Origin of the sequence: Streptomyces sp. GS7 (assembly GCF_009834125.1) — a bacterium.
Classification (GTDB): Bacteria; Actinomycetota; Actinomycetes; order Streptomycetales; family Streptomycetaceae; genus Streptomyces.
Window position 1 is genome coordinate 7,389,407 of sequence record NZ_CP047146.1, and the last position, 14,075, is coordinate 7,403,481.

Sequence of the window (14,075 nt, forward strand, 5' to 3'; positions counted from 1 at the left end):
GTTGCTGTGCAACAAAAAACCCCTCGTGCCGTGAGGCAAGCGAGGGGAGCGCGCCGGTGTGGTCAGCTGGACTTCGTCAGGGGCCCAGCTTCAGCCGACGCGCTTTCCAAGTACGAGAATTCGGGTGCGCATGGCACTGACCCTCCCCCCGGTGCGCACCGAGTGTCAAGTGGGTGGGACGGAGGTCTCACTATTTGAGCGCAACGGGGGATGCGCCAGGGTGTCCGGACCGGCCGCGCCGCCGTGCCGGGCGGACCGGCCGCTGCCGCTGAGCACCACCGCCCGGCCGGGGCCCGTGAGGTCCGGGACCGGGTAGCTCCCCCGGGTCAGCGCCCGCCGCAGCCGGTGCTCGTCCATCGGCCCCGCGAAGGCCATGCCCTGGCCGTGCGTGCACCCCAGGGAGCGCAGCGCGAGCACCTGCTCGGGCAGGTCGACGCCCTCCGCGACCGACTGCATGCCGAGGTCGGAGGCGATCCGCAGCAGCCCCGCGGTGATCTTGTGCACCCGGGGGGATTCCACCACCCCGTCGATCAGCTCGCGGTCCAGCCGCAGCACGTCGACGGGCAGCCGGCGCAGCGCCCCCATCGCGGCGCAGCCGCTGCCGAAGGCGTCCAGCGCGATCCGTACGCCGAGCCGGCGGAGCGCGGCCAGCCGGCGCTCCAGGTCGTCGAGCGGAATGCGGGGATCACTTTCGGACAACTCCAGCACCAGCGCCCCCGAGGGGAGGCCGTGCCGGACGAGCATCGCCTCGATGCTCTTGGGGGGCAGTGCGCGGTCCAGCAGCCGGCGGGCGGAGAGCCGGACCGCGACCGGGGCCTTGTGGCCGGCGCGGTGCCGCACCGCGGCCTGCGCGACCGCCTCCTCCAGCTGCCACCGGCCCAGCTCCGCGGCCCGCTCGCCGTCCTCGTCCGTGAGCCGCCCGCGGGCGCCGACCCGGAGGAACTCGGCGGGGGTGAAGAGGATGCCCTCGGCGGAGCGCCAGCGGGCCTGCGCGGCGACCGCGGTGATCCGCCCGCTGGCCAGCTCGACCACCGGCTGGTGCAGCAGCGCGAACTCCCCGTCGTGCAGGGCCGTCCGCAGCTTCGTGGCCAGCTCGGCGCGGTGCGTGACCTCGTCCTGCATCTGCGGGGCGTACAGCTCGACCCGGCCCTTGCCGGCCTGCTTGGCGCGGTACATCGCCAGGTCGGCGTTGCGCAGCAGGCCCGACGGGCTGACGCCCGGGTCGGCGAAGGCGACACCGATGCTGGCCGCGACCCGGACGTCCCGCCCGTCGATGCGGTACGGGTCGGAGAGCCGGATGCGCAGCCGGTCGGCGATCTCGTGGATGCGGTGCTCGCGGGCCGCCCGGTCGCGGGTGCCGTCGCCGGTGATGAGCGCGGCGAACTCGTCGCCGCCCAGCCGGGCCGCTATGTCGCCGGCCCGCACCGATTCGGCCAGCCGGCGGGCCGCCTGGACCAGCAGCTCGTCGCCCGCCTGGTGCCCGATGGTGTCGTTGACCTGCTTGAAGCCGTCCAGGTCGATGTAGAGCACGGCGGTGCCGTGGTCGCTGGCACGGCGGCCGGTGACGGCCTTGGTGACGCGTTCGGTGAACAGCGCGCGGTTGGGCAGGTCGGTGAGCGCGTCGTGCGAGGCGTTGTGCTGGAGCTGGGCCTGGAGCCGGACCCGCTCGGTGACGTCGCGGGAGTTGAAGATCAGGCCGCCGTGGTGGCGGTTGACCGTGGACTCGACGTTCAGCCAGCCGTCACCGCCGGAGCGCTGCTCGCCGGCCCGGAAGCGGCATTCGATACGGGTGGTCGGCTCGGCCTCGGGCGAGGCGGCGAGGAACCGGCGCACCTCGTGGACCACCCGCCCCAGGTCCTCGGGGTGGATCAGCGAGGCCAGCTCGGAGCCGACCAGTTCCTCGGCGTCGCGGCCGTAGACACCGGCGGCGGCCGGGCTGACGTAGCGCAGCACACCGGTCGGGGCGGCGATCATGATGACGTCGCTGGAGCCCTGGACCAGGGAGCGGAAGTGGTTCTCCTTCTGGGCCAGTTCCTGCGTGAGGGTGATGTTGTCGAGCAGCATGATGCCCTGCCTGACGACCAGCGCCAGGACGACCGCGCAGCCGGTGAAGAGCACCACGCGGTCGATCCGCCGCCCGTCCAGGACGTTGGTGAGGATGCCGAGGGTGCAGACGGCGGCGGCCAGATACGGGGTGAGCGCCGCCAGCGAGCCCGCGATGGGGCGGCTGCCGGGGGGCGGCTGCGGGCGGCGCACCGCCTGCGCGACGGCCTCGCCGGCCAGCTCCCGGCCGGAGCGGCGGGCCACCCACGGGGCGTACGCGAGCAGCATCGAACCGGCGAACCAGCCGGCGTCCAGGATCTGCCCGGAGCGGTAGTGGTCGCGCAGCAGCGGCGAGCTGAACAGCGCGTCGCACAGCACCGTCAACGCCAGTGCGGCGATCGCGGTGTTGACCGCGGAGCGGTGCACGGAGGAACGCCGGAAGTGCAGTGCCAGCACCATGCTCACCAGCACGATGTCCAGCAGCGGATACGCCAGCGACAGGGCGCTGCGGGCGACCGAGCGGCCTTGGAAGTGCGCGGTGTGCGCGAGCGCCAGGCTCCAGGAGAGGGTCAGCAGCGAACCGGCGATCAGCCAGGCGTCGAGCCCCAGGCAGACCCAACCGGCCCGGGTCACCGGCCGCTTGGCGAGCACCAGCAGCCCGACGATGGCCGGCGGCGCGAACAGCAGGAAACAGAAGTCGGCCAGCGAGGGGCTGGGCACGCTGGCCCCCTTGATGACCTCGTACCAGCCCCAGACGGCGTTGCCGAGACCGGCCATGCCGGAGGAGACGGCGAACAGCGCCCAAGCCGGGCGGAAGGGGGTGCGGTACCGGCGGGCGTACAGACCGCACGAGACGGCCGCCACGAGGGCGGCCACGCTGAGCCCGAAGTCCCCCATGAACATGGCGAGATACGCCGAACCCCAGCTTACGGAGGCGCCGATGGCGTAGCCACCGCAGACGGCGGCCAGCGCGATCTGCGGGACGGCACTCGGCTGACCGCCGACCTGCGCGGGCGACCGCGAGAGCGTCGCCCCCTGGGCGCTCACCGCTCTCTCCCGTTCCACCGCGACGGACCGCTTCGGGACCGGCGCACCCGGGGTTCCTGTGGCATTCCCGCGGGCACTCGTGGATCGCGTGTCTCGCGGATCATCCATCGGCAGTACATCGCCCGTCGCCCCCCTCGGTTCCGGATCTTTCGTACCGCGCCGTCACGATCCCGGCGCGATCCCCGATCGGGACGATACACCAGATCCGTCACTCAGGGACATAGCCTCTCTACGGAGCGTGACAGCCCTGCGGAGAGTGAACACCCCCTGCAGTCCTACGGCTTCGTAGAGCGACCCGCAAGCCGTGAGGGGGCGGTCGCGACCACGTTCCGTACGGGCTCGCCGGCCGCGAAAAGCGTCAACTGCTCGCGCAGCAGCCGCTTCGCACGGGGCAGGAAGGCAGAGCTGGGACCGCCGACGTGTGGAGTGATGAGCACGCCGGGAGCGTGCCACAGCGGATGGCCCGCGGGGAGGGGTTCCGGATCGGTCACATCGAGGGCGGCGCGGAGCCGTCCCGACTCCAGTTCGGCAAGTAGCGCCCCCGTGTCGACGACCGGGCCGCGGGCGACGTTGACGAGCAGTGCGCCGTCCTTCATCCGGGCCAGGAAACCGCGTCCGACCAGGCCACGGGTCTGTTCGGTGAGCGGAGTGGCCAGCACGACGACGTCCGCCTCGGGCAAGAGGGCGGTCAACTCGGAGAGTGGATGCACCGGACCGCGCACAGTGTCACGCGCGGTGCGCGCGATGCGTATCACCCGCGCGCACTCGAAAGGCGTGAGCCGGTCCTCGATGGCACTGCCGATCGAACCATAGCCCACAATGAGCACCGACTTGTCGGCAAGTGCCGGCTGGAAGCCGGCCCGCCACTCACCGGCGTCCTGGCCCCGGACGAAGTCCGGGACACCGCGCAGCGACGCGAGGGTCAGGGTGAGCGCGAGCTCGGCGGTGCTGGCGTCGTGCAGCCCGCGGGCATTGCACAGCTGCGCGCCGGACGGCATCCGGGAGAGCTCCGGCAGCAGGTGCTCGGTCCCGGCGGTCAGGGCCTGCACCACCCGCACCCGGCCCATCCGCGGCAGCGGGCGCAGGCAGACGTCGGCCCGCTTCATGTAGGGGACGGCGTAGAAGACGCAGCGGGCGGGGTCGGCCGGATAGTCCGGGCCGGCGTCCCAGTGGACGTAGCTCAGGCCGCCGGGAAGGCCGTCGATGTCGCCCGGCGGGATCGGGAGCCATACGTCGCCGGCGGCTGCGTGCGGGTCTGCTGTTGCCATGGCCTGAGGCTATGCGAAGAGACGTTTGGTTCAGACGTTAGTTTGGTCTGGCCCTTGATCGGGGGCGAGGGGACGGAGGCACGACCAGGTGGAGCGCAGGACAATCGGCGCGGCAGCCCTCGAAGTGGGCGCAATCGGGCTCGGCTGCATGCCGATGAGCTGGGGGTACACCGAGTCGCAGCGCAGCGGGGAGGGTTCGCTGCGGGCCGTGCACGCCGCGCTCGACCGGGGGTGCAGCCTGCTGGACACCGCCGACATGTACGGCCCGTTCACCAACGAGCTGCTGGTGGGGCGGGCCCTCAAGGTGCGGCGCCAGGACGCGTTCGTGTCGACCAAGTGCGGGCTGCTGGCCGGGGATCAGCACATCGTCGCCAACGGACGGCCCGGCTACATCAAGCGCGCCTGCGACGCCTCGCTGCGCCGGCTCCAGACCGACCGCATCGACCTCTACCAGCTCCACCGGGCCGACCCCGAGGTGCCCATCGAGGAGACCTGGGGGGCGATGGCGGAGCTGGTGGCGGCCGGGAAGGTGCGGTCGCTGGGCCTGTGCGCGGTCGGGGCGCGCGCCGTGCGACCGCCGCGCGCGGCCCGGATGGAGCCGCGTGCGACCGGGGCGGGAGGGCGCCCCCGCTCGCGCATACACGACGGGACGCTGCGCCAACTGGAGCGCGTCCAGCAGGTGTTCCCGGTCAGCAGCGTGCAGGCGGAGCTGTCCGTGTGGTCGCCGGAGGCACTGGAGGAACTGCTCCCCTGGTGCGAGTCGCGCGGGGTCGGCTTACTGGCGGCGATGCCGCTGGGCAACGGCTATCTGACCGGCACCCTCACCCCGGGCCAGGGCTTCGAACCGGAGGACCTACGGGCCCGCCATCCGCGCTTCACCGCCGAGATGATGGCCGCCAACCAGCCGGTGGTGGCCGGGCTGCGCCGGGTCGGCGCCCGGCACGGGGCGACGCCGGGGCAGGTGGCGCTGGCCTGGGTACTGGCCCAGGGCCGCCATGTGGTCCCCGTACCGGGAACGAAGAAGGAGCGCTGGGCGGCCCAGAACGCCAAGGCGGCCGACCTGACGCTCACTCAGGAGGATCTGCGGGAGATCGCGTTGCTGCCGCGGGCTCGGGGGTCTTGGTACTAGTCCGCTGCGCTTGGCTTGCTTCCCACGTTGTCGGCTTCCCCACCGTGGGGGTTCGTTTTTTGCGCCTGCGGCGCGGGGCCGCTGCGCTTGGCCTGCTTCCCGCGTTGCCGGGTTTCCCGCCGTGGGGGATTGCCTTTTGCGCCTGCGGCGCGGGCCGCTGCGCTTGGCTGCTCTCCACATTGCCGGGTTCCCCGCCGTGGGGGATTTTGTCCGCTGCGCGGGGCTTTCGGGGTGCGGGGACGGTCCTCCGGGGTGGGGTGTCCGGACTGCTTCGCTCTACGTCCGGACACCCCACCCCTCCGGCCCGTCCCCTCCCGTGGGTGGTGGGAAGAAACGGTGGGGGTGGGGGTTGGTGTGAGGGGGGCGGTACGGGTGGATGTGGTGTGCTTGTCACGCCTGCCGACGAGAGGACTCCTGCCGTGCAACGTCGTTCCCTGACCGCTGTATTGGCCGCTGCTTCGCTGCTCCTGGCGGCGGGATGTTCGTCCGGTGGGGGGCCGGTCGGGGGTGGCGCGGGGTCTGCCGGGCCGGGCAGGCGTCCGGGGGCGGCCTCGCCCAGCCCGTCCGCGGTGGTGCCGCCGGCGAAGGGCTCGGTGCGGGTCACCGGGGTCCTGGCCACCGGTCTGAAGTCGCCGTGGGGGGTCGCGGTGCTGCCCGGCGGGGACCTGCTGGTCGGCGAGCGGGACACCGGGAAGATCGTCCGGGTCGCGGCGCACGGCGGCAGGATCACGGAACTGGGGTCGGTTCCGGGCGTGGCCCCCGGGGGCGAGGGCGGGCTGCTGGGGCTGGCGGTGCCCGCGACGTTCGGCGCCGACCACCAGGTGTACGCGTACTTCACCACGGAGTCCGACAACCGCATCGCGCGCATGATCTACGACGAGAAGCGCGAGCCGGGCAACCAACTGGGCGCGCCCAACACCATTTTCAAGGGCATCCCCAAAGGCCGCCTCCACAACGGCGGGCGGATCGCCTTCGGCCCGGACAAGATGCTCTACGCGGGGACGGGTGAGACCGGTGACAAGCAGCTGGCCCAGGACAAGAAGTCGCCGGCCGGGAAGATCCTGCGGATGACTCCGGACGGCCAGCCGGTGCACGGCAACCCGGAGGCCGACTCGGTGGTGTACGACTACGGCCACCGCAATGTGGAGGGGCTGGCCTGGGACGGCGACCAGCGGCTGTGGGCCTCGGAGTTGGGGCAGGACGCCTGGGACGAGCTCAATCTGATCGAACCGGGCAGGAACTACGGCTGGCCGGAGGTCGAGGGCAAGGGCGGCTCCTCGCCCGGCGGGTTCGTCGATCCGGTCGTCCAGTGGAAGCCCGCCGACGCCTCGCCCAGCGGGATCGCGTACGCCAAGGGCTCGATCTGGATGGCGGCGCTGCGCGGGGAGCGGCTGTGGCGGATCCCGCTGCACGGGACGAAGCCGGTCGCCGCGCCGCAGGCTTTTCTGCAGGGCGAGTACGGGCGGCTGCGGACCGTGGTGGCGGCCGACGACGGGGCGTTGTGGCTGGTCACCAGCAACACGGACGGACGCGGCAAGCCCCGCGAGGGGGATGACCGGATTCTCCGCCTCACAGTGAGCTGATCCCCTTTTCGTGGCACCCGCTGAGGCTCGGGGCCAGGGACGGACCCCGGGGGACGGGTCGCTCCCGAAGGGGGCACCGTGTTCAACGTGGTGGAAGAGCTGTTCGCGCCCGGCCGCAAGCACGCCGAAGGAGCGGCAGAGCTGTCGCTGGTGGTGGACGACGTCGGCGACGGGGATCCCGGGCACGGACCGACAGATCTCGCGTCGGGGGTCGTGGTCGGGCGGTACAGGAGCGCACTGAACCGCGCCACCGCGGGCGGGAGCCGTCGCCGGCTATCTGCTCGCCGTCGGCTCCTCGAACAGCCGCAGCCGATGGGCGACCGCGCCCGCCTCGCCGCGGCCGGAGACGCCCAGCTTGGCGAGGATGTTGGAGACGTGCACGCTGGCGGTCTTCGGCGAGATGAACAGGGCGTCGGCTATCTGGCGGTTGCTGCGGCCGTCGGCGACCAGGCGCAGCACATCGCGCTCGCGCGGGGTCAGGCCGAGGGATTCCGCGGGGACGGTGCCGGCCGGCGCGTCCCGGGCCCGGTCCCCGGCGGCGCGGGACGCCTCGGGCGCGGCGGGGGCCGCCAGACCGGGGACGGGTATCCGGGCGCGCTGGGCGAGGAGTTCGAGCTCGTCGGCGAGCGGGCGGGCGCCCATCGCCGCGGCGGCTGCGTGCGCCTGGCCGAGCAGCAGGACGGCGGCCTCGCGCGGGGTGCGGCCGTCGAGGCCGGCGGTGGCCCGCTCGGCGCCGTGCAGCAGCGATTCGGCCCAGCGGTAGCAGGCCCAGGCGAGTTCGTGCGGGCGCTCCAGCCGTTCGAAGGCGGCGACCGTCTCGGCCCAGGCGTCGGGGGCCTCGCGGCCCTCGGCACGGAGGAGTTCGGCCTCGACCGCGAGGCCGAACGCGTCCCAGACCGGGGCGATCCGCGGCAGCCGCTTGGCGGCGTCGCGGATCCGGGTGAGGATCCGGACCCGGCCCGGCTCGGCGGACGGCAGACCGCGGACGTCGGACTCGGCGGCGGTCGCCGACCACAGGAGCGGCCAGGCGTAGCGCTGGAGGCCGGGGGCGAAGCCGGCATCGAGGGCCGACTGGACGAGGATGGCGCGCGCGTCGAGGATGCGGCCCTGGCGGGCGGCGAGCCGCAGCGCGTGCCGCGCCATGGGCAGGGCGTGCTGCGGCTGGGGGTCGTGGGTGCCGTAGTGCTCCTGGGCGACGGCCAGTTCGCGCTCGGCGGCGGCGAGGTCGCCGCCGTCCAGGGCGAGGCCGGTGAGACGGCTGGCGGCCAGGGCGGTGGCGCGGGGGTTCTGCGCGAAGCGGTGGGCGTCGGCGGCGGCCCGGCCCGCCTCCGCCCAGCGGCCCAGCGACTGGAGCGACTCGGCGCGGTTGCTCAGCACCCAGCTGGTGGTGTCCTTGAGGCCGTAGCGGGTGGTGAGTTCGACGCCCTGCCGGGTGACCTCGACGGCCTCGCGGGACCGGCCGACGCCTTCGAGGATGCCCGCGAGGTTGATGTGGCCGCGGCCGATGACGGCGAAATAGCCGCGGGCCACGGCGCGGTCCAGCACCGTACGGAAGTCGGCCAGGCCCTCCTCGATCTCCCCGGCGTCGGTCCGCAGCCCCGCCAGCGTCACCCGGGAATTCAGCTCCGCCTCCTCGTCGCCCACCAACCGGGCCAGCTCCACGGCCCGTTCGGCGGTGGTGAACGTGCCGGGGCCCGGCTCGTGGAGCATCTGCCAGGTGGCGACGGCGGCCGTCACGGCGGCGTGCACGGAGGACGGCGGCAGACCGCGCATCAGCTCCTGGGCCCGGCCCAGGTCCTCCCAGCCGTCGCCGCGGCCGGTGCCCTGGCAGAGCCGGGAGCGCTGGAGCAGGAACCAGGCGGTGCGATGGGGGTCCCCCTTGCCCGATCCGTGGTGCGGGCCCGGGGCGGCGCCGTCCTCGCCGCGCAGCGCGCGCAGGGCGCGCCTGGTGATGGTGAAGGCCCGCTCACTGTCGCCGGACAGCCGGGCGGCCACCGCGATCTCGGCGAGCAGGTCGAGGAAGCGCAGCGCGTCGTCGTCGCAGCCGCAGGCCGGGTACGCCTCGGCGTAGTCGATCGGGCGCACGCCCTGGCGGACCTCCGGGGGCGCGTCGTCCCACAGCTCCAGGGCGCGGTCCAGCAGCCGCAGTTGCTCGGCGTAGGCATGGCGGCGGCGGGCCTGGACGGAGGCGGCGAGCACCGCGGGCAGCGCCTTGGCGGCGTCATGGGCCTTGTACCAGTAGCTGGCCAGGCGGGTGGCGCAGACGTCGGAGCGGACCAGCGAGCGGTCGGCCTCCAGCGCCTCGGCGTACCGGCGGTTGAGCCGGGTGCGCTCGCCGGGCAGCAGGTCGTCGACGACGGCCTCGCGGACCAGGGCGTGCCGGAAGCGGTAGCCCGTGCCGTCCTGGGTGGGGAGGAGGGTGTTGCTGCCGACGGCCGCCCGCAGCGCCTCGATGAGGTCGTCCTCGGGCATCCGGCAGACGGCGGCGAGGAGTTCGTGCTCGACCGTGGAGCCGCCCTCGGCGGCGATCCGCACCACCCGCTGGGCGTCCTCGGGCAGCGCCTCGACCCGCACCAGCAGGAGATCGCGCAGCGGATCGCTGAGGCCGTACCGGGAGCCCTCGGCGAGGCCGCGGGCCAGCTCCTCGACGAAGAAGGCATTGCCCTCGGAGCGCTTGAACACGCGGTCGACGGTGTCCTCTTCGGGCTCGCTGCCCTGGATCCCGGCCATCTGGGAGCGGACCTCGTCGCGGGTGAAGCGGGCCAGTTCGACGCGGCGGACGGTCCGCATCCGGTCGATCTCGGCGAGGAACGGGCGCAGCGGATGGCGGCGGTGGATGTCGTCGGAGCGGTACGTCGCCACCAGCAGGACGTCGGCGTCGTGCAGGGCGCGCAGGAGGTAGGCGAGCAGCTCGCGGGTGGAGCGGTCGGCCCAGTGGAGGTCCTCGATGACGATGACCAGGGTGCGGTGGGCGGCCAGCCGCTCCAGGAGCCGGGCGGTCAGCTCGAAGAGGCGGGCGCGGCCGGTCTCCTCGCCGTGGGTCTCGCCGGCGGTCTCCCCCAACTCCGGCAGGATGCGGGCCAGTTCGCCCTCCTGGCCGGCTACGGCGGCGGCCAGCTCCGCGGGCAGACGGGCGTTGAGGGTGTGCAGGATCGAGGAGAACGGGGCGAACGGCAGGCCCTCGGAGCCGATCTCGATGCAGCCGCCGAGCGCGACCAGCGCGCCCTGCGCGCGGGCCGTCTCGCCGAACTCCTCGATGAGCCGGGTCTTGCCGACCCCGGCCTCGCCGCCGATCAACAGGGCCTGGGGCTCACCGGACGCCGTGACCCGCGCCAGCGCGTCGCGCAGCGAGGTGAGTTCGGCCGCGCGGCCGACGAACACGGGGCTGATGGCTCTGTTCTCCACGCTGCCGAGCATCGCACACGGGTCTGACAATGCGGCAGTGGGCAAGGTGTGCTGTCCGCCGCGGTCAGGCGCCGGCGCGCCGCACCCGCCAACGCCGTACGCTCACCCGCCTTTCCGGTTCGCCGCCCCCTGAAGAGGCGGCGGCGCGCGCCACTTCGGTGGCCTCGCGGACCAGGCGGCGCCGGTCGGCCTCGCGGCGCAGTTCCTCGTAGCGGACCCGGATCTCCAGTTCGGAGGCGTACATGATGTCTCCCTCGACGGTGGTGGGCCGGCGCCCCGGCCGTCTGCCGGGGCGCCGCCGTGCTCCACTCTCGTCGCCGAGGGGGGTCCGCCACATCGGGAGGGTTCCCGATCTCCGCGGCCCGGTGGTGCCTAGAAACCGGGGCCGTGTCACGGAGGGGGCTTAGGGAGCGGCACCGCCGCCCCCGGAGGGCTTAGGCACCGCCGCCGGGCCCCTTAGGGATGGTGGGCATGCTCGCGAACAGGTCGAGGTACATCCCCGCGGAGATCAGGAGCCCCAGTACGCCCAGCGCCAGCGCGCCCCAGGCGACGGCCCGCACCCAGGTGCTCCGGCGGCCGGTCAGCACCACCGCGGCGACGAGCATGGCGAGCACCGCAAAGACCCCGTTGACCAGGGCGGTGGTGTGCCAGGGCGCGCCGTAGACGGTGGCGATCTGGTCGGTGGCCTTGCCGGACTGGAGCTTGATCTGGCCCAGCAGCGTCTGCCGTTCGGCCATCAGCGTGCCGAGCCAGGTACCGGTGAGGGAGGCCAGGCCCAGTCCGGCGGCGACCACGGCGCCGGCGCCGGCGGCCACTCCGGTGGCGGCCGGTCCGGGTGCCGGCTCCTCGTCGGTGTCGGCAGTGTCGGCGTCGGCGTCGGCGATGGCCTGAGCGCTCTCGTCGGCGCCGTCCTCGGGCTTCGGCTCCGTGCCCTTACCCGCTTCCGCGGCCTTCCCCGTGGCGCCGGCCCGCTCCGCGGTCCCGGCCGTCCCGTTCTGCTCGGCCTTGCCTGCCTCCTCGGCCTTCCCCGTCGTGCCGGCCGCGGTCGTCTCGTCGTCGGATCGTTTGTCGGTCGTCGTTCCCATGGGCGCGACCGTAGGGGCCCTGTCTGAGAGTCGTATGAGAGCCCGGCACGCCGGCGCTCAGACCTCCAGCAGCGTGGGCGCGTCCTCCCCGTCCCGCGCCCCGGGCCGTTCCGGCGGCGGTTCGATGCTCAGCCGCGGCAGTCGGCGCTCCAGCCAGACCGGCAGCCACCAGTTGGCGCCGCCGAGCAGGTGCATCAGGGCGGGGACGAGCAGCGTACGGAGGACGAAGGCGTCCAGGGCGACGGCGGCGGCCAGGCCGATGCCGAACATCGCGATGATGCGGTCGCCGCTGAGGATGAAGGCGGCGAACACCGCGATCATGATGACCGCCGCCGAGTTGATCACCCGGCTGGTCTCGGCGAGCCCGACGCGTACGGCCCGGCGGTTGTCGCCGGTCAGCTGCCACTCCTCGTACATCCGGCTGACCAGGAAGACCTGGTAGTCCATGGAGAGCCCGAAGAGGACGGAGACCATGATCACCGGCAGGAAGGGCTCGATCGGGCCCGCGCTGCCCAGCCCCAGCGCCTCGCTCCCCCATCCCCACTGGAAGATCGCGACGACGATCCCGAAGGACGCGGCGACGGCCGCGAGGTTCATCAGCGCGGCCTTGAGGGGGATGCCGACGCTGCGGAAGGCGAGCAGCAGCAGGAGGGAGCCGAGACCGATGACGGCGCCCATGAAGAGCGGGAGTTTTCCGATGATGACGCCGGCGAAGTCGTCGTAGCCGGCGGTCACCCCGCCGACGTGCACCCGCATCGTGGTGCCGTCCTCGGCGGCCGGCAGGATGTTGCCGCGCAGCCGCTGCACCAGGTCGGAGGTCTGCTGGGACTGCGGTGAGCTGGTCGGTACGACCGTGATCACGCCGGTGGCGTGGCCGCCGTCGAACTCCGGCCCGCTGACGTGGGCGACGCCGGGGGTGTGCCGCAGCTCCTCCGGCAGCTTGGCGAACGCGAGCCGGTCCTGGGCCCCGTCGAGCGAACCGACCACCGTCAGCGGCCCGTTGAACCCGGGCCCGAAGCCGTCCGCCAGCAGGTCGTACGCCTTGCGGGTGGTGGACGTCGCCGGGTCGTTGCCCTGGTCGGAGGTGCCGAGGTGGAGGCCGAGGGTGGGCAGCGCGAGGGTGAGCATGACGGCGGCGGCGACGGCGCCGAGCAGTTTGGGGTGCCGTTCGACGAAGCCGGACCAGCGGGCGGCCATCCCGGCGCGGCGTTCGGGCCGCGGGCCGCGGGCGGCCAGCCGGCGGCGCTCGCGGCGGCCCAGCGCCCGGGTGCCGATCAGGCCGAGCAGCGCGGGCAGCAGGGTGACGGAGGCGGCGACGGTCAGGACGACGGTGAGCGAGGCGGCGAGCGCGACGCCGTTGAGGAAGCCCAGCCGCAGCGTGAGCATGCCGAGCAGCGCGATGCAGACGGTGGCCCCGGCGAAGACGACCGCGCGCCCGGACACCGTCACGGCGCGTTCGGCGGCCTCCTGGACGGACAGGCCGGCCCGCAGCCCTCTGCGGTGCCGGGTGACGATGAAGAGCGCGTAGTCGATGCCCACGCCGAGGCCGATCAGCATGCCCAGCATCGGGGCGAAGTCGGCGACCGTCATGGCGTGGCTGAGCAGGCTGATCCCGGCGGAGGCGGTGCCGACGGCGGCCAGCGCGGTGACGATCGGCAGCAGGGTCGCGGCCAGCGACCCGAAGGCGAGGAAGAGGACCACGGCCGCCGCGCACAGCCCGATGACTTCCGGCAGCTGGGCGCGCGGCGCCTGGGTGAGCGAGATCCCGGCGCCGCCCAGCTCCACCTGGAGTCCGTGGCCGGACGCGGCCTTCGCGGTGCTCACGACCGCGCGGACCTGGCCGGCGGGCAGGTCGTCGGTGGAGCTCTTGAAGAGGACGGAGGCGTAGGCGGTGCGGCCGTCGCGGCTGATCTGCCCGGCGCCCTGCGGCCCGTAGGGGCCCTGGACCTCGGCGACGCCGGGCAGCCGGGAGACCTCGGCGAGCGTGTGCGCCATCTTCTTCTCGACGGCGGCGGAGCGCACCGTGCCGGACGCGGTGTGCCACACGATGCTGTCGCTGTCCCCGGACTGCCTGGGGAACGCCTTCGCCATCAGCGCGCCGGCCTGGCCGGACTCGGTGCCGGGGACCTCGTAGTCGCTGGAGTACGCGGCTCCGGTCAGCCCGGCGGCGACGGCGACCCCCGCGAAGGCGGCGAGCCAGAGGACGATCACCACGATGCGGCGCCGGAGGCACCACCGAGCGAGAGCGGTCACGGGCTGCTTCCCGGGTTGTGCGCCGATATCTCCCGGGAGCGGGTGGTGCCGAACGCGGACGGACAGGGCTGCGCGGAGCAGGCGCGGGGCGGCCCCGTCGCGTTCCGGAGAAGGTGCGGAGGGCCGGGCTCTCGGTGCAGGGTGCCAGCCCGAAAAGATCCTTTGACCGGTTTGTGGCCTTCCCCACAAAGACCGGGGAATAGGCAACCCAGACCACTTATGGGCCTGTTATTCCCGGACAAACACCCCATACCGCCCGATT

At 73.5% G+C, this 14,075-nt stretch carries 8 protein-coding genes and 1 pseudogene; 3 read left to right on the top strand and 6 right to left on the bottom strand.

The window, feature by feature from the left end; genetic code table 11:
- Positions 1-165: 165 nt before the first annotated feature.
- Positions 166-3,090: a putative bifunctional diguanylate cyclase/phosphodiesterase gene (locus tag GR130_RS32040; protein WP_443043706.1), complete on the bottom strand. Its 2,925-nt coding sequence runs from the start codon at positions 3,088-3,090 to the stop codon at positions 166-168.
- Positions 3,091-3,365: 275 nt separating this feature from the next.
- Positions 3,366-4,358 (bottom strand): 2-hydroxyacid dehydrogenase, encoded by a 993-nt coding sequence (locus tag GR130_RS32045; protein WP_159507938.1) that lies wholly within the window; start codon positions 4,356-4,358, stop codon positions 3,366-3,368.
- An 88-nt stretch (positions 4,359-4,446) separates the two neighbouring features.
- Between GR130_RS32045 and GR130_RS32050 the strand changes: the two genes are divergently transcribed.
- The 3 genes and pseudogenes from GR130_RS32050 to GR130_RS41450 form a co-directional block, all read left to right on the top strand.
- Positions 4,447-5,487: an aldo/keto reductase gene (locus GR130_RS32050; protein WP_159507939.1), complete on the top strand. Its 1,041-nt coding sequence runs from the start codon at positions 4,447-4,449 to the stop codon at positions 5,485-5,487.
- Positions 5,488-5,906: 419 nt separating this feature from the next.
- Positions 5,907-7,070: a PQQ-dependent sugar dehydrogenase gene (locus tag GR130_RS32055; protein WP_159507940.1), complete on the top strand. Its 1,164-nt coding sequence runs from the start codon at positions 5,907-5,909 to the stop codon at positions 7,068-7,070.
- A 90-nt stretch (positions 7,071-7,160) separates the two neighbouring features.
- A pseudogene (locus GR130_RS41450) lies at positions 7,161-7,277 on the top strand (DUF6191 domain-containing protein); the annotation flags it as partial.
- Between the two features lie 66 nt (positions 7,278-7,343).
- On the opposite strand, the gene GR130_RS32060 reads toward GR130_RS41450, so the two are convergent.
- The 4 genes from GR130_RS32060 to GR130_RS32075 form a co-directional block, all read right to left on the bottom strand.
- Positions 7,344-10,487 (bottom strand): helix-turn-helix transcriptional regulator, encoded by a 3,144-nt coding sequence (locus tag GR130_RS32060; RefSeq protein ID WP_159507941.1) that lies wholly within the window; start codon positions 10,485-10,487, stop codon positions 7,344-7,346.
- A 52-nt stretch (positions 10,488-10,539) separates the two neighbouring features.
- Positions 10,540-10,719: a hypothetical protein gene (locus GR130_RS32065; protein ID WP_159507942.1), complete on the bottom strand. Its 180-nt coding sequence runs from the start codon at positions 10,717-10,719 to the stop codon at positions 10,540-10,542.
- Positions 10,720-10,909: 190 nt separating this feature from the next.
- Positions 10,910-11,560: a hypothetical protein gene (locus tag GR130_RS32070; protein ID WP_159507943.1), complete on the bottom strand. Its 651-nt coding sequence runs from the start codon at positions 11,558-11,560 to the stop codon at positions 10,910-10,912.
- Between the two features lie 57 nt (positions 11,561-11,617).
- Positions 11,618-13,813, bottom strand: a complete 2,196-nt coding sequence (locus GR130_RS32075; protein WP_159507944.1) for an MMPL family transporter — start codon at positions 13,811-13,813, stop codon at positions 11,618-11,620.
- Positions 13,814-14,075: the final 262 nt, after the last annotated feature.